Source organism: Pseudoxanthomonas sangjuensis (genome assembly GCF_010211755.1).
Classification (GTDB): domain Bacteria; phylum Pseudomonadota; class Gammaproteobacteria; order Xanthomonadales; family Xanthomonadaceae; genus Pseudoxanthomonas_A; species Pseudoxanthomonas_A sangjuensis.
The window spans coordinates 12,799-33,045 of sequence record NZ_PDWR01000001.1 but is presented as its reverse complement, the minus strand read 5'-3'; the positions used below and the strand labels follow the sequence as shown (position 1 = coordinate 33,045).

General features: G+C 70.2%; 17 protein-coding genes. 15 read left to right on the top strand and 2 right to left on the bottom strand.

Translation table 11 applies throughout. The features are described 5' to 3' along the window. The first annotated feature begins 106 nt into the window (after window positions 1–106). The 7 genes from amaB to CSC71_RS00125 all read left to right on the top strand — a co-directional run bounded on the left by amaB (window position 107) and on the right by CSC71_RS00125 (window position 6,820). Window positions 107–1,642 carry an L-piperidine-6-carboxylate dehydrogenase gene (amaB, locus tag CSC71_RS00155; RefSeq protein ID WP_162372316.1) on the top strand — a complete coding sequence of 512 codons (1,536 nt, stop codon included), beginning with the start codon at window positions 107–109 and terminating at the stop codon, window positions 1,640–1,642. Between the two features lie 33 nt (window positions 1,643–1,675). After that, window positions 1,676–2,443 carry a class I SAM-dependent methyltransferase gene (locus CSC71_RS00150; RefSeq protein WP_162372315.1) on the top strand — a complete coding sequence of 256 codons (768 nt, stop codon included), beginning with the start codon at window positions 1,676–1,678 and terminating at the stop codon, window positions 2,441–2,443. A 5-nt stretch (window positions 2,444–2,448) separates the two neighbouring features. Continuing rightward, entirely contained in the window at window positions 2,449–3,504 is a 1,056-nt protein-coding gene (locus CSC71_RS00145; RefSeq protein ID WP_162372314.1) for a quinone-dependent dihydroorotate dehydrogenase, read from the top strand. Beyond that, complete coding sequence (gene murB, locus CSC71_RS00140; protein WP_162372313.1) at window positions 3,501–4,541, top strand: UDP-N-acetylmuramate dehydrogenase; 1,041 nt, start codon at window positions 3,501–3,503, stop codon at window positions 4,539–4,541. The genes CSC71_RS00145 and murB overlap by 4 nt, the downstream gene beginning before the upstream one ends. Before the next feature lie 41 nt (window positions 4,542–4,582). Beyond that, on the top strand, window positions 4,583–5,449 hold the full coding sequence (locus tag CSC71_RS00135) for a DMT family transporter (RefSeq protein WP_162372476.1): 867 nt from the start codon (window positions 4,583–4,585) through the stop codon (window positions 5,447–5,449). 106 nt (window positions 5,450–5,555) lie between these two features. Then, a complete protein-coding gene (locus tag CSC71_RS00130) occupies window positions 5,556–6,149 on the top strand; it encodes an HD-GYP domain-containing protein (protein ID WP_162372312.1) in 594 nt (197 codons plus the stop codon). Between the two features lie 110 nt (window positions 6,150–6,259). Then, window positions 6,260–6,820, top strand: a complete 561-nt coding sequence (locus tag CSC71_RS00125) for a hypothetical protein (protein WP_211367796.1) — start codon at window positions 6,260–6,262, stop codon at window positions 6,818–6,820. Between the two features lie 43 nt (window positions 6,821–6,863). Here the strand turns inward: CSC71_RS00125 and ispG are convergent, their stop codons facing one another. Beyond that, the gene (gene ispG, locus CSC71_RS00120) at window positions 6,864–8,111 is read right to left on the bottom strand and encodes a flavodoxin-dependent (E)-4-hydroxy-3-methylbut-2-enyl-diphosphate synthase (RefSeq protein WP_162372311.1); all 1,248 of its coding nucleotides are present in this window, start codon (window positions 8,109–8,111) and stop codon (window positions 6,864–6,866) included. 94 nt (window positions 8,112–8,205) lie between these two features. Between ispG and xseA the strand changes: the two genes are divergently transcribed. After that, the gene (gene xseA, locus CSC71_RS00115) at window positions 8,206–9,540 is read left to right on the top strand and encodes an exodeoxyribonuclease VII large subunit (protein WP_162372310.1); all 1,335 of its coding nucleotides are present in this window, start codon (window positions 8,206–8,208) and stop codon (window positions 9,538–9,540) included. Between the two features lie 68 nt (window positions 9,541–9,608). Further along, on the top strand, window positions 9,609–11,303 hold the full coding sequence (locus CSC71_RS00110; RefSeq protein ID WP_162372309.1) for a vWA domain-containing protein: 1,695 nt from the start codon (window positions 9,609–9,611) through the stop codon (window positions 11,301–11,303). Window positions 11,304–11,382: 79 nt separating this feature from the next. On the opposite strand, the gene CSC71_RS00105 is transcribed toward CSC71_RS00110, so the two are convergent. Then, window positions 11,383–14,301 (bottom strand): EAL domain-containing protein, encoded by a 2,919-nt coding sequence (locus tag CSC71_RS00105; protein ID WP_162372308.1) that lies wholly within the window; start codon window positions 14,299–14,301, stop codon window positions 11,383–11,385. Between the two features lie 246 nt (window positions 14,302–14,547). Here CSC71_RS00105 and CSC71_RS00100 point away from each other — a divergent pair, with 246 nt between their 5' ends. The 6 genes from CSC71_RS00100 to CSC71_RS00075 all read left to right on the top strand — a co-directional run bounded on the left by CSC71_RS00100 (window position 14,548) and on the right by CSC71_RS00075 (window position 20,185). Further along, window positions 14,548–15,102 carry an RNA polymerase sigma factor gene (locus tag CSC71_RS00100; protein ID WP_281351903.1) on the top strand — a complete coding sequence of 185 codons (555 nt, stop codon included), beginning with the start codon at window positions 14,548–14,550 and terminating at the stop codon, window positions 15,100–15,102. A gap of 2 nt (window positions 15,103–15,104) precedes the next feature. Continuing rightward, the gene (locus tag CSC71_RS00095; protein ID WP_162372306.1) at window positions 15,105–16,013 is read left to right on the top strand and encodes a hypothetical protein; all 909 of its coding nucleotides are present in this window, start codon (window positions 15,105–15,107) and stop codon (window positions 16,011–16,013) included. Next, complete coding sequence (locus tag CSC71_RS00090) at window positions 16,010–16,600, top strand: IMPACT family protein (RefSeq protein ID WP_162372305.1); 591 nt, start codon at window positions 16,010–16,012, stop codon at window positions 16,598–16,600. Before CSC71_RS00095 ends, CSC71_RS00090 begins: the two co-directional genes overlap by 4 nt. Further along, window positions 16,600–18,369, top strand: coding sequence for an ABC transporter transmembrane domain-containing protein (locus CSC71_RS00085; RefSeq protein ID WP_162372304.1), 1,770 nt, complete (start codon window positions 16,600–16,602; stop codon window positions 18,367–18,369). Before CSC71_RS00090 ends, CSC71_RS00085 begins: the two co-directional genes overlap by 1 nt. Before the next feature lie 35 nt (window positions 18,370–18,404). Next, window positions 18,405–19,334, top strand: coding sequence for a hypothetical protein (locus CSC71_RS00080; RefSeq protein WP_162372303.1), 930 nt, complete (start codon window positions 18,405–18,407; stop codon window positions 19,332–19,334). Between the two features lie 194 nt (window positions 19,335–19,528). Continuing rightward, window positions 19,529–20,185, top strand: a complete 657-nt coding sequence (locus CSC71_RS00075; protein WP_162372302.1) for a hypothetical protein — start codon at window positions 19,529–19,531, stop codon at window positions 20,183–20,185. The last annotated feature ends 62 nt before the right edge of the window (window positions 20,186–20,247 follow it).

The following is a 20,247-nucleotide window of genomic DNA, read 5'->3' as shown; positions in this document are numbered from 1 at the left end:
GAGGAAGCCGGCCGGCGGCTTCTGCTAAAATTCGCGGACCTTCTCGCCGGCCCGCTTCCCCCCGCGACGGCCCGGCCGCCCACCGGAACACACCCCTGGAGTCCCGATGTCCGCAGACCTGCTCAAGGCCCTCGGCCTTGCCGCTTCGAATTCCGGCACCTACCTCGGCAACGGCGAATGGTCGCAGACCAGCGACGCCGGCCTGCTGCAGTCGGTCAACCCGACCACCAACGAGGTCATCGCCCAAGTCCACGCCAGCAGCACGGCCGATTACGAAATCGTGATCGAACGCGCGCAGGCCGCGTTCAAGGTCTGGCGCAGCGTGCCGGCGCCGAAGCGCGGCGAGGCGGTGCGCCTGTGCGGCGAAGCGCTGCGCAGGAACAAGGACCTGCTCGGTTCGCTGGTCGCGCTGGAAATGGGCAAGAGCAAGCCCGAAGGCGACGGCGAAGTGCAGGAAATGATCGACATCGCCGACTTCGCGCTGGGCCAGAGCCGCATGCTGTACGGCTACACCATGCACAGCGAGCGCCCCGGCCACCGCATGTACGAGCAGTGGCACCCGATCGGCCTGGTCGGCATCATCAGCGCGTTCAACTTCCCGGTCGCGGTGTGGGCGTGGAACTCGTTCCTCGCCGCGATCTGCGGCGACGTCTGCATCTGGAAGCCGTCGAACAAGACCCCGCTGACCGCGATCGCCGCGACGAAGATCTGCAACCAGGCGCTGAAGGAAGGCGGCTTCCCCGACATCTTCTTCCTGATCAACGACGCCGGCACCGAGCTGGCGCAGGCTTTCGTCGACGACCGGCGCATCCCGCTGATCAGCTTCACCGGCTCCACCCAGGTCGGCCGCACCGTCGGCGAGCGCGTCGCCCGGCGCATGGGCCGCAGCCTGCTGGAACTGGGCGGCAACAACGCGATCATCCTCGACGAAACCGCCGACCTGAAGCTGGCCATCCCCGGCATCGTGTTCGGCGCGGTCGGCACCGCCGGCCAGCGCTGCACCACCACGCGCCGGCTGATCGTGCACGAATCGATCTACGGCAACGTGCTGGAAACGCTGGTCAAGGCGTACAAGCAGGTCGAAACCAAGATCGGCGATCCGCTCGACCCGGCCAACCTGATGGGGCCGCTGAACAGCAAGGCCGCGGTGGCGCAGTTCCTCGATTCGATCGAGAAGGCCAAGGCCGCCGGCGGCAAGATCGAGACCGGCGGCGCGGCGCTGACCGACCGCCCCGGCAACTTCGTGCTGCCGACGATCGTTTCCGGCCTGAAGAATTCCGACGCCATCGTCCAGCACGAGACCTTCGCCCCGATCCTGTACGTGATGAAGTACAAGACGCTGGAAGAAGCGATCGAAATGCAGAACGCGGTGCCGCAGGGCCTGTCGTCCTCGATCTTCACCACCAACCTGAAGGCGGCCGAGGCGTTCCTGTCCGCGGCCGGCAGCGACTGCGGCATCGCCAACGTCAACATCGGCACCAGCGGCGCGGAGATCGGCGGCGCGTTCGGCGGCGAGAAGGACACCGGCGGCGGCCGCGAATCGGGTTCGGACGCGTGGAAGGCGTACATGCGCCGGCAGACCAACACGATCAACTATTCCGACGCGCTGCCGCTGGCGCAGGGCATCAAGTTCGACCTCTGAGCCGGCGCCCGACGCAACGATGAGCCCGGCCCGATGAGCCTCTCACCGACGGAACGCTTCAGCAGCCGCGTCGCCGACTACGTGCGCTACCGCCCGGACTACCCGGCGGCGCTGCTGCCGTGGCTGCACGGCGAGATGGGCGTGGCGGCCGGCGCGCGCGTCGCCGACATCGGCGCCGGCACCGGCATTTCGTCGAAGACGTTCCTCGATGCCGGCCACGAGGTGGTCGCGGTCGAGCCGAACGCGGCGATGCGCGCGGCGGCGGTGGAATGGCTGGGCGGGAACGCGAAGTTCTCCGCCGTCGACGGCAGCGCCGAGGCGACGAAGCTGGCCGACGCCGGCGTCGACCTGGTTTCCGCCGCGCAGGCCTTCCACTGGTTCGACCAGCAGGCGGTGAAGCCGGAATGGCGGCGCATCCTGCGCCCGGGCGGACTGGTCGCGGTGTACTGGAACTCGCGCAAGCTCGTCGGCACGCCGTTCCTCGAGGGCTACGAACGCCTCCTCAACGACTACGGCCTGGACTATTCCAGCGTGTCGGAGCGCTACGGCGACGACGAACACATGCGCCGCTGGTTCGGCGCCGGGCTGCGCGGCATGGCCCGTTTCCCGCATTCGCAGCGCCTGGATTTCGAATCGCTGCGCGGGCGGCTGCTGTCGTCGTCGTACGCGCCGCAGGCCGGGCATCCGCGCCACGAACCGATGCTGGCGGCGCTGCGCGAGCTGTTCGACGCGACCGAGCGCGGCGGCTTCGTCGATTTCGACTACGACACGCGCATTTTCGCCGGGGAACTGTCATCGTAGGCCCCATGTACCGATTCGCCCGCCCCTTGCTGTTTTGCCTCGACGCCGAGCGGGCGCACGGGCTGGCCCTGCGCGGGCTCGAAGCCGCCTGGCGCAGCGGCGCCGCCCCGCTGCTGGCGGAAACGCCCGATCCGCTGCCGACCAAGGCCTTCGGCCTGAGCTTCCCGAACCCGGTCGGGCTGGCCGCCGGCCTCGACAAGAACGGCGCGCACGTCGACGCGCTGCTGGCGCTGGGCTTCGGTTTCGTCGAAATCGGCACGATCACGCCGCGGCCGCAGCCCGGCAACCCGAAGCCGCGCATGTTCCGCCTGCCGCACCGGCAGGCGGTGATCAACCGCATGGGCTTCAACAACGACGGCGTCGACGCGTTGGTGCGCAACGTCGAGCGCGCGCAGCGCCACGGCGGCGGCCTGCTCGGCATCAACATCGGCAAGAACAAGGACACGCCGAACGACGATGCGGCCGGCGATTACCTGCTGTGCCTGGAGCGCGTGTACGCGCTGGCCGACTACGTGGCCGTCAACATCTCCTCGCCCAACACCGCCGGCCTGCGCGAGCTGCAGGAGGAACAGGCGCTGCGCCGGCTGGTCGGCCAGTTGCGCGAAGCGCAGGAGAAGCTCGGCGCGCGGCACGGCAAGCGCGTGCCGATGCTGGTGAAGATCGCGCCCGACCTGTCCGACGACGACATCGACGCCGCCGCGCGCGTGCTCGGCGACCTCGGCGTCGATGGCGTCATCGCCACCAACACCACGACCTCGCGGGTCGGCGTGGAAGGCCTGCGCCACGCGGAGGAAGCTGGCGGCCTGTCCGGCGCGCCGCTGCTGGACAAATCGACCTACGTGCTGCGCCGCCTGCGCACGCGCCTGCCCGAGACCATCCCGCTGGTCGGCGTCGGCGGCATCCTGTCCGGCGCCGATGCGGTGGCGAAGATGGCCGCCGGCGCGGTGCTGGTGCAGACCTATACCGGGCTGGTCTACCGCGGCCCCGAGCTGGTCCACGAATGCGTCGAGGCGATCCGCCGCCGCCGCGATTTCCGCAGCGGCATGGTGTCGCCGGTATGAGCCCAGCCGCCTGGCGCGCGACGCCCGACGCCCCATTGCGCGAACGCAACACCTTCGGCATCGCCGCGAAAGCGCGCTGGCTGCTGCAGGTCGACGACGCGGCCGCCCTGCCCGACGCGCTGGCGCAGCCCGGATGGCGCGACGCGCCGCTGCTGCCGCTGGGCGGTGGCAGCAACCTGCTGTTCGCCGGCGACCACGACGGCGTCGCGCTGGCGTTCGGCATGCGCAAGGCCACCATCCTCGAAGACGGCGAGGTCGCGCGGGTTCGCGTCGAAGCCGGCCTGCCATGGCACGACTTCGTGCTGTGGTCGCTGGGCCAGGGCTTCGCCGGGCTGGAGAACCTGTCGCTGATCCCCGGCAACGTCGGCGCATCGCCGATCCAGAACATCGGCGCCTACGGCGTCGAGGTCGGCGAGTTCATCGACGTGGTCGAGGCCTGGGACCGCAGGCGCGGCGAATTCGTCCGCATCGCCCGCGCCGACTGCGCCTTCGGCTACCGCGACAGCGTGTTCAAGCGCGAGCCCGACCGCTACGTCATCGTCGCCGTCGAATTCCTGCTGCCGCGCAAGCACGCCCTGAAGACCGGCTATTCCGGCATCGCCGAGGAGCTGGCGGCGGCGGGCGTGGCCGAACCGACCGCGCGCGACGTGTCGAACGCGATCATCCGCATCCGCCAGAGCAAACTGCCCGACCCGAAACGCATCGGCAACGCCGGCAGCTTCTTCAAGAACCCGATCGTGCCGGTCGCGCAGGCCGAGGCGCTGCGGCACGAGCATGCGAAGATCCCGGTGTTCGGCATCGGCGACGACGGCCTGCGCAAGCTTTCCGCCGCATGGCTGATCGAGGCCTGCGGCTGGAAGGGCCATCGCGAAGGCGACGCCGGGGTGTCGGCCGCGCACGCGCTGGTGCTGGTCAACCACGGCGATGCGACCGGCGCGCAGCTGCTGGCGCTGGCGCGGCGCATCGCCGCATCGGTGCGCGAACGCTTCGGCGTGGAGATCGAACCGGAGCCGCGCATCATCGGCGCCACATGGTGAGCCAGACCCACCGCCACCCGCACGTCCAGGCCGCGCTGCTGATGCTGGCCAGCACCATGGCCTTCGGCCTGATGGCGGTCGCGATCCGCCTGGCCTCGGCGACGACCGCGACCACCGAAATCGCCTTCTTCCGCAACTTCTTCGGCCTGCTCGCCGTGCTACCGCTGGTCCTGCGCCGCGGCGAACCGCTGCCGCGCACCCGGCACCTGAAACGCTACGTGGTGCGCACCGTGATCGGCCTGGCGTCGATGCTGTGCGGCTTCTGGGCGATCGGCCACCTGCCGATCTCGCAGGCGATCTCGCTGGCGTATTCGACGCCGCTGTTCGTCACCATCGCCGCGGCGCTGTGGCTGGGCGAGAAGGTGCGCGTGCGCCGCTGGCTGGCGGTGCTGGCCGGTTTCGTCGGCGTGCTGGTGGTGCTGCGCCCGGGCAGCGACTTCAACGCGGGCATGCTGGTCGCGGTGCTGGCGGCGCTGCTCAGCGCGCTGGTCGCGATCCAGATCAAGCAGCTGGCGCGGCTGGACCCGCCGGACACGGTGGTCTATTTCACCTATCTGTTCTGGGTGCCGCTGTCGCTGGTCCCGGCGCTGTTCCAGTGGACCTGGCCGCACGGCATCGAATGGCTGTGGCTGGCGCTGACCGGCCTGCTCGGCACCGCCGGGCAGGTGCTGTGGACGCGCGCGCTGCGGCTGGGCGAGGTCTCGGCGCTGCAGCCGATCAGCTTCATGCAACTGCCGCTGGTCGCGACGTTCGGCTGGTGGCTGTTCGGCGAATCCGTCGACCGCTGGACCGTGATCGGCGCCGGCATCATCCTCGGCGCGAACGCCTACATCGCCCACCGCGAAGCGCTGCTGGCGCGCAAGGCGGCTTCCAGCGAACCGACCACGGCGGCCAAGCCGGGCGAGTAAGCGAACCGCGGCCCAAATGTGACTTTTTGCGGCCGACTCCCTAGAATCGCCGCGCCGCACCAGCGGAATCCCGCGACCGATTCCACGCCGTAGCCCGCGAACAGCGTTGAGCCAGGACCTCTTCCAAGTCCCCGATCCCACCGACGCGCTGGTCGCGGCCTTGCGCGAGCGCGATTGGCCGACCCAGCAACACTCCGACCGGGTCTGCGGGCTGACCCGCGACCTGGGCAGGGCCTGCGGGCTGCAGAAGACGGAGTTGCGGCAACTGCATTTCGCGGCGCGCTTCCATGACATCGGCAAGATCGGCGTGCCCGACAGCGTGCTGCTCAAGCAGGGCCGGCTGGACACCCGGGAATGGGAAGTGATGTGCGCCCACTCCGAGCAGGGCGAGCGCATCTTCCGGATGACCGGCCTGGCCGACGCCGGGGTCATTTCCCAGGCCATCCGCGGCCACCACGAGGCCTTCGACGGCAGCGGTTATCCCGACGGCCTGTCCGGCGAGCGCATCCCGCTGCTGTCGCGGCTGATCCGGCTGGCCGACAGCTACGACGCGATGGCCGATGAACGGCCGCACCAGCGCAAGCGCCCCCATGCGCAGATCATGGGCATCCTGCGGGAAGAGCGCGGCAGCAAGCACGACCCGCGGCTGTTCGACCTGTTCGCCGAGCTGATCGAAAACCACCCGGCGCGGGTGGCATAGGCCAAGCTCGGCGGACAGTGGACGCGCCGGGGGCATTCCCGTGCATTCCGGCACGGGTGCCGCGTTCCGGCCGGTGCTATTGATTCGCCTTCTTCCCGCGGATCACGCCCATGCGCCTCGCCCTGCCATTGCTGCTGCTCGCACTCGCCACACCGGCCCTTGCCCAGGCTCCCGCCACGCCGCCCGCGCAACCGGTGAACTTCAACGTACCGGCCGCCGCGGACAAGGACGTGGCCAGCCTCGATGCGATCGTCGCCGCGCTGTACGACGTGATTTCCGGCCCGGCCGGGCAGGCGCGCGACTGGAACCGCCTGCGCTCGCTGTTCGTCCCCACCGGGCGGATGATGCCGGTCGGCGTGCGCCCCGACGACAGCGCCGGCATGCGCCTGCTGCAGGTCAGCGACTACATCGCGAGCTCCGGCCCGTTGCTGGTCGAAAAGGGCTTCCACGAACGCGAACTGGCGCGCCGCACCGAACGCTTCGGCCACATCGCCCACGTGTTCAGCACCTACGAAGGCAAGCTGGACGCGGACGGCCACGTCATGCGCGGCATCAACAGCATCCAGCTGATGCACGACGGCAAGCGCTGGTGGGTGGTGTCGCTGATGTGGGAAGCGGAGAACCCGAAGCTGTCGCTGCCGGCGGAATACCTGCCGGGCGGCAAGCCGTAACGCTTTTCCCCCTCCCCTTGCGGGAGAGGGATGAGCCGGGGGTTCACGCCTTCGCGGCGTACTTCTTCTCGACGTAGTCGTCGACCAGCGCGATGAACTCCTGCGCGATGTTCTCGCCGCGCAGCGTCACCGTCTTCTCGCCGTCGACGAACACCGGCGCGGCCGGCGCTTCGCCGGTGCCGGGCAGCGAGATGCCGATGTTGGCGTGGCGCGATTCGCCGGGGCCGTTGACCACGCAGCCCATCACCGCCAGGGTCATGTTCTCCGCGCCCGGATGGCTGTACTTCCACTCCGGCATCTTCGCGCGCACGTGGTTCTGCACCACCTTGGCCAGTTCCTGGAAGAACTCCGACGTGGTGCGGCCGCAGCCGGGGCACGCCGTCACCATCGGCGTGAACGCACGCAGGCCGGTGGTCTGCAGCAATTCCTGCGCGACGACGACTTCCTGCGTGCGCGACGCGCCCGGCTCCGGCGTCAGCGAGATGCGGATGGTGTCGCCGATGCCTTCCTGCAGCAGCACCGCCAGCGCCGCGCTGGAGGCGACGATGCCCTTGCTGCCGATGCCGGCTTCGGTCAGGCCGAGGTGCAGCGCGAACTGGCTGCGCCTGGACAGGTCGCGGTAGACCGCGATCAGCTCCTGCACGCCGCTGACCTTGGCCGACAGCACGATGCGCTCGCGCGGCAGGCCCAGTTCGACCGCGCGCTCGGCCGAATCCAGCGCCGAACGGATCAGCGCCTCGCGCAGCACCTGCGCGGCGTCGTGCGGCTCGGGCAGCCGCGAGTTCTCGTCCATCAGCTGCGCGGCCAGAGCCTGGTCCAGCGAGCCCCAGTTCGCGCCGATGCGGACCGGCTTCCCGTATCGGATCGCGAACTCGATCAGCTGTGCGAACTGCACGTCCTTCTTCTTGCCGAAACCGACGTTGCCGGGGTTGATCCGGTATTTGGCCAGCGCCTCGGCGCAGGCCGGCTCGCGCTCCAGCAACTGGTGGCCGTTGTAGTGGAAGTCGCCGATCAGCGGCACGTCGACGCCCATCATGTCCAGCTTCTCGCGGATGCGCGGGATCGCCGCGGCCGCTTCCGGATTGTTGACGGTCAGCCGCACCAGTTCCGAGCCGGCGCGCCACAGTTCGGCGACCTGCTTCGCGCTGGAGGCGACATCGGCGGTATCGGTATTGGTCATCGACTGCACGACGACCGGGCGGTCGCCGCCGACGATGACGCCGCCGATGTCCACGGCATGGGTCACGCGGCGCGGCGCGGGAACGGCGGGACGGGCTTCGATGTTCTTCATCCGCCTATTGTAGAGCGGGGCTTGCCCCGCTGCCCTTGCGGCCCCGCGACGACGCGGAAAGCAGCGGTGCAGGCCCCGCTCTACAATGCCGGACATGCTCGACGCCCCCGAACGCGACATCCTGACCCCCAGCCAGCTGAACACGCTGGCCCGCAACCTGCTGGAAGACGCCTTCCCGCTGGTCTGGGTCGAGGGCGAGCTGGGCAACGTCACTCGCCCCGCCTCCGGGCACCTGTACTTCACCCTGAAGGACGAGCGCGCGCAGGTCCGCTGCGCGATGTTCAAGCCGAAGAGCACCTGGCTGAAGTTCCAGCCGCGCGAGGGGCTGCGCGTGCTCGCGCGCGGCCGCCTGACCCTGTACGAGGCGCGCGGCGATTACCAGCTGGTGCTCGACCACATGGAGGAAGCCGGCGAAGGCGCGCTGCGCCGCGCCTTCGAGCAACTGAAGGCCAGGCTGGCCGCCGAGGGCCTGTTCGACCCGGGACGCAAGCGCCCCCTGCCCGCGCACGTACGCCGCCTCGCGGTCATCACCTCGCCGACCGGCGCGGCGGTGCGCGACGTGCTCAGCGTGCTGTCGCGGCGTTTCCCGTTGCTCGAAGTCGACGTGCTGCCCAGCCTGGTGCAGGGCGACGCCGCCGCGGCGCAGATCGTTTCGCTGCTGAAGCGCGCGGCGGCCAGCGGACGCTACGACGTGGTGCTGCTGGCGCGCGGCGGCGGTTCGCTGGAAGACCTGTGGGCGTTCAACGACGAGGCGCTGGCCCGCGCGATCGCCGCATCGCCGACGCCGGTCGTCTCGGCGGTCGGCCACGAAACCGACTTCACCCTCGCCGATTTCGCCGCCGACCTGCGTGCGCCGACGCCATCGGCCGCGGCGGAGTTGCTGGTCCCGGATCGCCGCGACCTGGCCGCGCGCCTGCAAACGCTGCAGCGAAGGCTGGCCACGCTGCAAACGCACCGGCTGCGCAACGCCATGCAGCGCGCCGACCGCGCCTCGCTGCGGCTGCAGGCGTTGCGGCCGCAAGCGCGGCTGCTGCTGTTGCAGCGCCGGCAGGAAGAAGCGCGGCGCCGGCTCGATGCACTGTGGCAGGCGCGGCTCGACCGGCACCGCGCACAGCTTCGCCACGCCGCGGCGGTGCTGCGCGCCACCCAGCCGCAGCGCCGGCTGGCGATCCTGCGCGAGCGCCTGCTCGCGCTCGGTCCGCGCGCGCAGGCGGCCATCGCCCGGCAGTTGCAGGGCGACGCGCTGAAACTGCGCGGGCTGGCGCGCTCGCTGGAAGCGGTCAGCCCGCTGGCCACGGTGGCGCGCGGCTACAGCATCCTCTGCCAGGCCGACGGCACGGTGGTGCGCTCGGTGGCGCAGGTCGAAGGCGGCGAACGACTGCGCGCCCGGCTCTCCGACGGCGACCTCGACTTGCGCGTCGAAAAATGATCGGCCGGCGTTAACCCCGCCCCGGCCGCCCGTGCGTTGAACCTCCCGTCCACCACGGGAGAACCGCCATGCAACGCCGCCACCGCGCCACCCTGCTCGCCGTCGCCCTGCTCGCCGCCTGCCAGTCCAATCCCGCCGCACGCCAGGAAGCCGCCGCCGCGGAAGAGCGGGCGCAGGAAGCCGCTCTCGACTCTGTCATCGTGACCGGCACGCGCGTGCGGGCCGCGGAAAAGCGCATGGCGCAGCTCGCGCCGCCGCCCGCACCGGCAAAGATGCTCGCCTACGCCGCCGCGCCCGCGGATTACTACACCCAGCCCGCCAACACCGAGAAATACGCCGGCCACGACGACAATCCGGTGCACCGCGCCAGCGAGCAGCCGGTGTCCACCTTCTCGATCGACGTCGACACCGGCAGCTACAGCAACGTGCGGCGGATGCTGCGCGGAGGCGTGCGCCCGCCGGCCGACGCGGTGCGCGCCGAGGAATTCCTCAACTATTTCCGCTACGGCCATCCGGCGCCGGCCGACCGCGGAACCCCGTTCCGCGTGACCACCGAACTGGCGGCCGCGCCGTGGAATGCGCAGCGGCAGCTGCTGATGATCGGCATCAAGGGCTACGACGTGCCGAAGGCGATCCTGCCGCCGGCCAACCTGGTGTTCCTGATCGATACCTCGGGCTCGATGAACTCGCCGGACAAGCTGCCGCTGGTGAAGGAATCGCTGCGCCAGCTGGCCAAGCAGCTGCGCCCGCAGGACCGCGTGTCGATGGTGGTGTACGCGGGTTCGGCCGGGCTGGTACTGCCACCGACTTCCGGCGCGAACCGCGGCGACATCCTCGCTGCGCTCGACCGCCTCGAGGCCGGCGGCAGCACCAATGGCGGCGACGGCATCCGCCTGGCCTACGCGATGGCGAAGCAGGCCTTCGTGAAGGATGGCGTCAACCGGGTGATCCTCGCCACCGATGGCGACTTCAACGTCGGCACCATCGACCAGAACGCGCTGGAACCCCTGGTCGCCGACCAGCGCAAGTCCGGCATCGCCCTGACCACGCTGGGTTTCGGCCAGGGCAACTACAACGACGCGCTGGCCGAGCGTCTGGCCGACGTCGGCGACGGCAACCACGCCTACATCGACACGCCGGACGAAGCGCGCAAGGTACTGGTCGAGGAAATGCAGTCGACCCTGCTGACCATCGCCCGCGACGTGAAGATCCAGGTCGAATTCAACCCGGCGGAAGTGGCCGAATACCGCCTGGTCGGCTACGAAAACCGGCTGCTGGCGCGCGAGGACTTCGCCAACGACAAGGTCGATGCCGGCGACATCGGCGCCGGCCACGAGGTCACCGCGATGTACGAGATCGTCCCGGTCGGCTCTTCCGCGCAGCGCCTGCCGCCGTTGCGTTACGGCAGCGCCGCGCCGGCCGCCGACGCGCACCCGGGCGAACTGGCGCACCTGCGCCTGCGCTACAAACTGCCCGGCGCCGACGCCAGCCGGCTGATCGAAACGCCGGTTCGCCGCGATGCGCTGGTCGCGCGGCCGAGCGAGTCGTTCCGTTTCGCCAGCGCGGTCGCGGCGTACGCCGACCTGCTGCGCGGCGGTACCCACATCGACGGCTGGGGCTGGGACGAAGTCGCCGCACTGGCACGCGACGCGCGCGGCGCCGACCGCTTCGGCCAGCGCGGCGAATTCGTCGAACTGGTCGCGCGGGCGCGCAGCCTCGTCGTGCGGGACAAGGCCGCGCCCGCCATCGCCGCGGAGGAGTAGAGCCTGTCGCGAAAGAAGAAACCGTTCGCGCCGATGCATCGGTCCGGCCCGCACGGAGCCGGCCGATGCCGGGCGATGGTCAGGCGCTCACGGCGATCCCGGCATCGGCCGCGCTCATCTCGGCGGACGGGCGCCCCAGCAGGTAGCCCTGCGCATAGGTGCAGCCCAGCTCGCGCAGCGCCTGCAGTTGCAACGGCGTCTCCACGCCCTCGGCCACGGTTTCGATCTCCAGCGTGTTCGCCAGCGCCACGATCGCGCGCACCAGCGCCAGGCTTTCCGGCCGCTCCGCGTCGCCGATGCCGGCGACGAAGCTGCGGTCGATCTTCAGCACCGAGATCGGGAAGCGGTGCAGGTACGACAGCGCCGAGAAGCCGGTGCCGAAGTCGTCGAGGAAGGCCAGCGCCCCGTGCTGGCGCAAGGTATTCAGGCTGCGCAGCGTGCGCGGCGCGTCGTCGAGCAGCGCGACCTCGGTGATTTCCAGGCGCAGGCGCGACGGATCGGCGCCGGCCGCGTCGAACATCGCCAGCAGGCGGTCGACGAAATCCGGCGAATGGAAGTGCCGCGGCGACACGTTCACCGAGACATAGCCCTGCCCGCCGCGCGCGATGCGCTGCGCGACCTGTTCGTACACCAGCCAGTCGACCTGCTCGATCAGGCCGCTTTCCTCGCCGAGGCCGATGAATTCGTTGGGCGACAGCAGGCCGCGGCCCTCGTGGCGCCAGCGCAGCAGCGCTTCGTGGCCGACCACGCGGCCGTCGCGCAGGCGCACGATCGGCTGGTAGTGCGGCACGAAGTCGCGGTTGTTGATCGCGCGGCGCAGGTCCGCGTCCAGGTCCAGCGCGCGGATCACCGCCTCGCGCATCGCCTCGTCGAACAGTTCGCAGCGGTCGCGGCCGTGCGACTTGGCGCGGTACATCGCCGCGTCGGCATCGCGCAGCAGTTCCTCGCCGCTGCGGTAGCGCGGATGCCACGCGGCAATGCCGATGCTGGTCGACGGGAACAGTTCGCGACCGGCCACCCACACCGGCCTGCCCAGCGCGGCCAGCAGCCGCTCCGCGAGGGTGCGCGCCGCCGCCAGCCCGTCGCCCGCGCGCCGGACCAGCACCGCGAACTCGTCGCCGCCCAGCCGCGCGACCACGTCGTCCGGCCCGGCCTCGTCGGTGATGCGCCGCGCGACCTCGACCAGCATCTCGTCGCCGGCGGCGTGGCCGATGCTGTCGTTGACCAGCTTGAAGCGGTCCAGATCGAGGAACAGCACGGCGAACGCCTCGCCGGGGTCTTCGCGCGCGCGCTCGACCGCGGCGGCCAGGCGCTCGAGCAGGTGCGCGCGGTTCGGCAGCCCGGTCAGGTCGTCGTGGGTGGCCTGGTGGATCAGGCGCTGCTCGGCGCGCAGGCGCTCGCCGATCTGCGTCATCAGGTTGGCGTTGGCCTCGGCCAGCTCGCGGGTGCGTTCCGCGACCCGCTGCTCCAGTTCCGCGTGCGCCGCGCGCAGCCGCTCCTGCGCGCGCTGCCGGGCCAGGCCGTTGCCGATGTGGTGGGCGACGAAGGTCAGCAGGTTCTGGTCGTACGGGGTGAAGCTGATCTCCGGCGTGTAGCTCTGCACCGCCACCGCGCCGAACACGTGGCCGTCGCTGGACAGCGGCACGCCCAGCCAGCTGTACGAACGCGGGCCGCGTTCGTGCAGCACGTCCTGCGCCGACAGCGCGTCGAGCCTGGCGCGGTCGGCCAGCAGCGGCCGCTCGGTGTCGATGACGTATTCGGTCAGGCCCCTGCCGCGCCTGCGCGAACGCGGCTGCGGTTCGTTCTGGTCGGTGTAGTACGGGAATTCCAGGGTTTCCCCGTCGTCCGACAGCAACGCAATGAAGAAATTTCGCGCGTGGATCAGGTCGTCGACCACCGCGTGCACGTCGGCGTAGAAACGCTGCAGGCTCTCCGAGTTCATCGCCAGCTCGGTGATCCGGAACAGCGCCAGCTGCAGTTTCTCGGCGCGCTTGCGCTCGAGGATCTCCGCGTGCAGTTCGCTGTTGGCGCGCTGCAGTTCGTGGGTGCGCTCGTCGATGTGGCGCTCCATGTCCAGGTGCGTCTGCCGCCGTTCCACCGCGGTCAGGATGTGCTGGGCCACGTAGCTCAGCAGCGCGCGGTCCTCGTCGTCGTAGCTGGCCGGGGTGTCGTAGTTCTGCACCACGACCGCCCCGAGGACCAGGTCGCCGCGGCGCATCGGCACGCCGAGCCAGTCGAGGCTGTCGGGGCCGTGGCGGAGGTCGCGGACGATGCCCAGCGACTCGCGCACCTCCGCGGACGGGCCGCGCATCGGCTGGCCGTGGCGCAACAGCGCGAAGGTCAGGCTGTTGGGCATTTCCTCTTCGCTGAATTCGCAGTCCGGGTCGGCGACGTACGGATCCAGCTTGTCGGCGAAATACAGGAAGCGCAGCGTGTCGCGCGTGTTGTCGTACAGCACGATGTAGCAGTTCTCCGCGTACATCAGCGTGCCGACCACCGCGTGCACGCGGCGCAGCATCTCGGTCATTTCCAGATCGGCGCCGGCGAGGTCGGCGATCTCGTACAGCGCCTGCTGCAGGCGCTTGGATTTCTCCAGCGCGGCGATCCGCAGCCGCGCGCGCGCCAGGTCGAGTTCGGCCGCCACCAGGGACTGCGCCTGCTTCAACCAGGTGCGCCGCTCCGCCCCGCCCGCCGACGGCAGCGATACCGCCACCGCCACCCGCGCGTTGCCGTCGGCGGTGTTCCAGGCCGACAGCAGCGGCCCGCCCTCGCCGCGCCCGGCCGAGGCCTCGACCAGCGCCCGCTCGGCCCGCTCGTGCAGTTCCGCCGCATGGTCCGGCACCGCGACGCCGCCGGGGCCGAGGATCCGGTCGCGCCAGCACGCCGCGACCGCGCCATCCTCCGGCAACAGGCCCTGCAGGGCGGCGGCGATCCGTTCGCTGCACGAAACGGACAGGTCGGACGGCGGATCAACTGCGGTAATGAACTTGCCTGGCATTCAGGCGGCTTCCCCTACGCGTGCTGGTCGAGACGGGCGCGATCGGCCTGCAGGCCGGCATCGCGGGCTCCCCGGAACCCCAGCCGCTCCCGACGAACGTTATCAGTTTTCATGCATATCGCGACGGTTTACCCGACCACCGGTCACAATTTGCCCGATGAAATGCCGCCGTCCTCGCGCCGGGACGCGCATCTGGCGACCTGGCCGGCTTCCCGTCCGGGGACGGAACAGCTTACGCTGGCGGCCGTGAACGACGCCGCGGAAGCCCCCGACGAGGCATTGATGGCGGCTTGGGCCGCCGGCGACGCGGCTGCGTTCGCGCCGCTGTACGCGCGCCACCGCGGCCGCCTGTACCGCTTCCTGCTGCGCCAGCTGCGCGACCCGGCGCTGGCCGACGAGTTCTTCCAGGACGTGTGGCAGCGGGTCATCGCAGCGCGCGCAGGCTGGAAACCGGAGGCAGCGTTCTCGACCTGGCTGTTCCGCATCGCCCACAACCGCCTGGCCGACCACTGGCGCGCCGCGAAGCACCGCCCGCCGGCACCGGAAGACGCCGACGAGCGCGCCGCGCGCGTCCCCGACCCCGACACGCCGGACCGGCAGTTGTCGGAATTCGAGCAGCGCCGCCGCCTGCAGCTGGCGCTGGACGAATTGCCGGAAGAACAACGCGAGGTGCTGCTGTTGCGGCTGGAACAGGAGCTGACGCTGGAGGGAATCGGCGAGATCGCCGGCGTGGGCCGGGAAACGGTGAAGGCGCGGCTGCGCTACGCGATGGACAAGCTGCGCGCGAGGTTGAACGAATGAACATGCGCCCGCCCGAACCGCTGACCCCGGAAGAACGCGAACTGGCCGCGCGGATCGCGCGCCTCGGCCCGCACGGCGAACCGTCGCCGGCACTGGACGCGAAGATCCTCGCCGCCGCGCATTCCGCGGTCGCCGGCATGCCGCGCAGGCGGCGCCCGCGCTGGCCGCTGTATACCGGCGTGGCCGCATCGGCGCTGCTCGCGGTCGGCATCGCCTGGCAATTGCGGCCGACGCATGAAGCGGCGATGCCTGCGATGAGCGATGCGCCCGCGGCAAGCGAAGCGCGCATCGCGCAAATCGAAGTCGTGCCCGCCCAGCCGGCAAGCCCGCCGCCGCCCTTGAAGGCAATGCCGCCGCCGGCCGATGTCGTTCCATCGGCGCCCGAGCGCGCCGCCGTGGCTCCCACGCCCAAGCCGCTGCCCGTCGCGCCCTTGGCCGAACCTGCGCCAATGGCCGATGCGGCCGCAGGGGCGGAAATCGCAGCGCCGGCCGAACCCGCCTTCGCCCCGGAGCCGCCCGTTGCCATGCAACGCGCCGCCGGCAAGCGCGAAGCCGAGGCGTACGAGGCGCAGGCGAATGCCGAGCGCCAGCGGCGCGCCGCCCCGATCCTGCCGTCGCGCGAATACGCCCCGCCAGCCTCGGCGCCGGCACCGGTACCGCCACCACCCGCTGCCGGCGAAGACTCCGCGTCGCTGGACCAGGTCGTGGTCACCGGCCCCAGGGCCGGCGCACTCGCCGGCATCCCGGTCGAAAAGGACGCGAAGCTGTCCAAACGCAAGTGGCTCAAGCGCATCCAACGGCGCCTGGAACAGGACGACGTCGACGGCGCGCGCGCAAGCCTGCGCCTGTTCGTCGGAAAATACCCGCGGGCCGAACTGCCGCCGGAACTGCGCGAACTGCTGGAAGAATGACCGACACCCTCGCCGCACCGGCGACATTGACCCTCGAGGTCAAGCACAGCCGCTTCATCGCCCGCGCCGCGCCGGCGACATCGCCGGAGGCGGCGCTGGCCTTCGTCGACGAAGTCGGCGATCCGGACGCCACGCACAACTGCTGGGCCTACCGGATCGGCGCCGAATACCGCTCCAGCGACGACAACGAACCGGCCGGCACCGCGGGGCGGCCGATCCTCGCCGCGATCGATGGCCAGGGCTACGACCAGGTGGTCGTGGTGGTCACGCGCTGGTTCGGCGGCATCAAGCTCGGCGCCGGCGGCCTGGTCCGCGCCTACGGCGGCGCCGCGGCCGAATGCCTGCGTACCGCGCAGCGGCGCGCCCTGATCGAAATGCGCGAGGTCGCCCTCGCCGCCCCCTTCGGCGAACTCGGCAGCGTGCATGCGGCGCTGGCGGCGTTTTCGGCGGAAAAGTTGTCCGAAGACTTCGACGAAAACGGCGCCCGGCTGCGCCTGCGCCTGCCCGCCGACCGCGTCGACGCCTTGAAAACCCACCTGCGCGACGCCACCCGTGACCGGGTACGTTTCGCCGAAGCCGGTGCCTGATGTCCGCGAACCCCGACCCCGCCAAGCCCAAGGCCAACCTCGGCAGCCTGCACGCGCTGTGGCCGTTCGTGCGCCGGCACCTGGGCCTGTTCGTCGGCTGGCTGGCGGCGCTCGGCGTATCGTCGACGGCTTCGCTGAGCCTGCCGGTCGCGTTCAGGACGATGATCGACGAAGGCTTCCGCAGCGGCGGCGCCGGCGGGATCGACCGCGCGTTCCTGCTGCTGTTCGGCGTTGCCGTGGTGCTGGCCATCGGCACGGCCGCGCGCTTCTTCTTCGTGTCGTTGCTGGGCGAGCGCGTGGTCGCCGACCTGCGCAACCGCCTGTACGGCCACCTGATCGGCCTCGACGTGGATTTCCACGAGCGCAACCGCAGCGGCGACCTGGTGTCGCGCCTGACCGCCGACGTCGAGCTGATCCGCAACGTCGTCGGCAGCGTGATGTCCATCGCCCTGCGCAGCGGCATCACCGCGATCGGCGCATTGGCCATGCTGTTCGTGACCAGCCCGCGGCTGGCGGCATGGGCGTTGCTGGGCATCCCGCTGGCGGTGCTGCCGGTGGTGCTGGGTTCGCGGCGCATCCGCGGCATCTCCCGCGCCAGCCAGGACCGCGTGGCCGACGCCAACGCGCTGGCGACCGAAACCCTCGGCGCGGTGCGCACGGTGCAGGCGCATGCGCGCGAGGGCTACGAACGCGGCCGATTCGCCGACGCGGTGGCCAATACTGTGCGCGCCGCGCGGCGCCGCATCGGCGCGCAGGCATTGATGACCGGCAGCACGATCGTCCTGTTCTTCGGCGCGATCACCCTGGTGCTGTGGATCGGCGCGCACGATGTCGTCGCGCACCGCATGACCGCCGGCACGCTGATCCAGTTCGTGCTGTATGCGCTGTTCGGCGGCGGTTCGGTGGCCGCGCTGGCCGAAGTCTGGAACGAACTGCAGAAGGCGGCCGGCGGCATGGGCCGGATCGCCGAATTGCTGGACGAAAGCGTCGGCATCGCCGCGCCGGAACAGCCGCGGGCACTGCCGCGTCCGCTGCGCGGCGAACTGGAACTGGACGGCATCACCTTCCACTACCCGTCGCGCCGCGACACCGCCGCACTGGAAGGTTTCGACCTGCAGGTCGCGCCTGGCGAAACCGTCGCCCTGGTCGGTCCGTCCGGCGCCGGCAAGAGCACGGTGTTCTCGCTGCTGCTGCGCTTCCACGACCCCGAGACCGGCATGGTCGCGATCGATGGCACCGACGTGCGCACGCTCGATCCGCACGCCCTGCGCGAAGCCATCGCGCTGGTGCCGCAGGCGCCGACGATCTTCGCCGCCAGCGCGCGCGACAACATCCGCTACGGCCGGCTCGACGCCAGCGATGCCGAAGTCGAGGCCTCCGCGCGCGCCGCGGAGGCGCACGATTTCATCATGGCCCTGCCCAACGGCTACGACGAGCAGCTCGGCGAACGCGGCGCGCGCCTGTCCGGCGGCCAGCAGCAGCGCATCGCGATCGCCCGCGCGCTGCTGAAGGACGCACCGATCCTGCTGCTGGACGAGGCGACTTCCGCGCTCGACGCACAGAGCGAGCGCGCGGTGCAGCACGCACTGGAACGGCTGATGCAGGGCCGCACCACGCTGGTCATCGCCCACCGCCTGGCCACCGTGCTGAAGGCCGACCGCATCGTGGTGATGGACCGCGGACGGATCGTCGCCCAGGGCACCCATGCCGAACTGATCGCGCAGGGCGGCCTGTACGCGGAACTGGCACGGCTGCAGTTCATCGACTAGAACTGCACCTCGTCAAACCAAACAGCACGACACCCATGAATCAAGACGTCGCAGAACTGAGTGACCAGGCTTATGCAGCATGGGACCGCGGAGAACTTCATCTTGCGTCGCGCCATTTTGCTTCGCTGCTGGGCCACGACCCCAAACACGTGGCGTGGCATTACATGCGCGGATTGGTTCACAAGTATCTCCGCGATTGGCCGACATCGCTGCGCCACAACCTGACCGCGCTGGAACTGTCGGACCAGCCAGACGATGCCGCCTGCTGGAATGCAGGAATCGCGGCAACCGCTCTGGGGGACTGGGCCGAAGCGCGCCGCCTATGGGCGCTGTGCAACATCGGGCTACCTGGCACTGAAGGCCCGATCGATGGCGACTTCGGCGTCGTCAGCATCCGCCTGAATGCATGGGGAAAAGGTGAGACGCTGTTTGCACGCCGCATAGACGTCGTCCGCTCCCGCCTGCTCAACGTCCCGTTGCCGGAAAGCGGTTATCGGTTCGGAGACATCGTCCTGCACGATGGCGCCAAGACCGGAAGCCGCTTCGATGGCGAAACAGAGGTTCCGGTGTTCAACGCACTGGAACGGCTGACCCCTTCTGAGTTCCAGACCTTCACCGCATTCATCGAATGCGACTCACAAGCCGACTTGGGCGCCTTGCTTGGGGCCACTGCCCCCGGCATAGGATTCAGCGAAGACTGGACTTCGGGAATCGCCTATTACTGCCTCCGATGCAGCTACAACGTGCCGCATCGGCACAAGCCGGAGGATGACAACGACGAATGGCAGGTCGACCGCAACATCGGTATCGCTGCACAAAGCCGCCGTTCCGTGGAAAAGCTGCTCCAGGACTGGGCTGCATCCGGCGCTGGCAGGCGCCTGGTCGCCATCGAGTCCCGTGAATGCCCTGTACCGGTTCCTGAAGACGGCCATGTATGGTGGGTCGGACCAGACGATGCCCAATGATGTGAGCCGTCAGGAACGGCTGCAGCTCATCGACTGACCCAACGGTCTCCCACCATCCGTCGGAACGGGTGGCCGCAATGGCCGCTGCGGGCCCTCGTTGTCGTGCATTCCGGCAGGAATCCTACCGGAGATCCGACATAGCCATTCCCGTTTCCCGGCGCCGCGCCGAGCATCCGCTCTACCTGTGGGCGGCGGTGCTCGCCATCGCCGTCGTGATCGCCGGCTTCGCCCGCACCTTCTACCTGAAAGCGGTCTTCGATCCGTCGCCGATGACCGTGCTGGTCGCCGCGCACGGGGTGGTGATGTCGGGCTGGTTCCTGCTGTTCTTCGCGCAGGCGCGGTTGGTAGCCGGGGGCCGCGTCGCGACGCACAGGAAGCTGGGCGCATTCGGCGCGCTGCTGGCCGTCGCCGTGCTGGTGCTCGGGACCGCCACCGCGATCACTGCCGGGCACCTGGGCCGCGTTCCGCCCGGCGCGCCGCCGCCGCCGATCTTCCTGGTCGTCCCGCTGGGGGACATGTTCGTGTTCGCCTGCCTGGTCGGTGCCGGCCTGTGGCTGCGCAAGCGCAGCGACTGGCACAAGCGGCTGATGCTGCTGTCGTGCGTCGGCATGCTGACTGCGGCGATTTCGCGCATCCCCATCGAGGCCTGGCGACAGGCCGGCCTGGTGCCGTACTTCCTGGCCACCTGCGCGCTGGTGCTTGCCTGCATCGCGTGGGACACGCTGCGCAATCGCCGCCTGCATCCGGCCTTCGTCATCGGCGGCCTGCTGGTCGTGCTGTCGTGGCCGCTGCGGCTGATGCTGTCCGGCACCGATGCGTGGATGCGCTTCGCGCAGCGGCTGATCGCCTGAATCGCGCGACGCGACCAAACGCGCCGTGCCGGGGGTCGCCACCGGCCAGCTGTTAACATGGC

What these genes read in the sequence shown, in the direction of transcription:
- CSC71_RS00090 (WP_162372305.1), top strand. Translation starts at nt 16,010, where the DNA reads ATGACCGACACCCTCGCCGCACCGGCGACATTGACCCTCGAGGTCAAG.
- CSC71_RS00085 (WP_162372304.1), top strand. Translation starts at nt 16,600, where the DNA reads ATGTCCGCGAACCCCGACCCCGCCAAGCCCAAGGCCAACCTCGGCAGC.
- CSC71_RS00135 (WP_162372476.1), top strand. Translation starts at nt 4,583, where the DNA reads ATGCTGGCCAGCACCATGGCCTTCGGCCTGATGGCGGTCGCGATCCGC.
- CSC71_RS00145 (WP_162372314.1), top strand. Translation starts at nt 2,449, where the DNA reads ATGTACCGATTCGCCCGCCCCTTGCTGTTTTGCCTCGACGCCGAGCGG.
- xseA (WP_162372310.1), top strand. Translation starts at nt 8,206, where the DNA reads ATGCTCGACGCCCCCGAACGCGACATCCTGACCCCCAGCCAGCTGAAC.
- murB (WP_162372313.1), top strand. Translation starts at nt 3,501, where the DNA reads ATGAGCCCAGCCGCCTGGCGCGCGACGCCCGACGCCCCATTGCGCGAA.
- CSC71_RS00150 (WP_162372315.1), top strand. Translation starts at nt 1,676, where the DNA reads ATGAGCCTCTCACCGACGGAACGCTTCAGCAGCCGCGTCGCCGACTAC.
- CSC71_RS00125 (WP_211367796.1), top strand. Translation starts at nt 6,260, where the DNA reads ATGCGCCTCGCCCTGCCATTGCTGCTGCTCGCACTCGCCACACCGGCC.
- CSC71_RS00105 (WP_162372308.1), bottom strand. Translation starts at nt 14,301, where the DNA reads ATGCCAGGCAAGTTCATTACCGCAGTTGATCCGCCGTCCGACCTGTCC.
- amaB (WP_162372316.1), top strand. Translation starts at nt 107, where the DNA reads ATGTCCGCAGACCTGCTCAAGGCCCTCGGCCTTGCCGCTTCGAATTCC.
- CSC71_RS00110 (WP_162372309.1), top strand. Translation starts at nt 9,609, where the DNA reads ATGCAACGCCGCCACCGCGCCACCCTGCTCGCCGTCGCCCTGCTCGCC.
- CSC71_RS00095 (WP_162372306.1), top strand. Translation starts at nt 15,105, where the DNA reads ATGCGCCCGCCCGAACCGCTGACCCCGGAAGAACGCGAACTGGCCGCG.
- ispG (WP_162372311.1), bottom strand. Translation starts at nt 8,111, where the DNA reads ATGAAGAACATCGAAGCCCGTCCCGCCGTTCCCGCGCCGCGCCGCGTG.
- CSC71_RS00080 (WP_162372303.1), top strand. Translation starts at nt 18,405, where the DNA reads ATGAATCAAGACGTCGCAGAACTGAGTGACCAGGCTTATGCAGCATGG.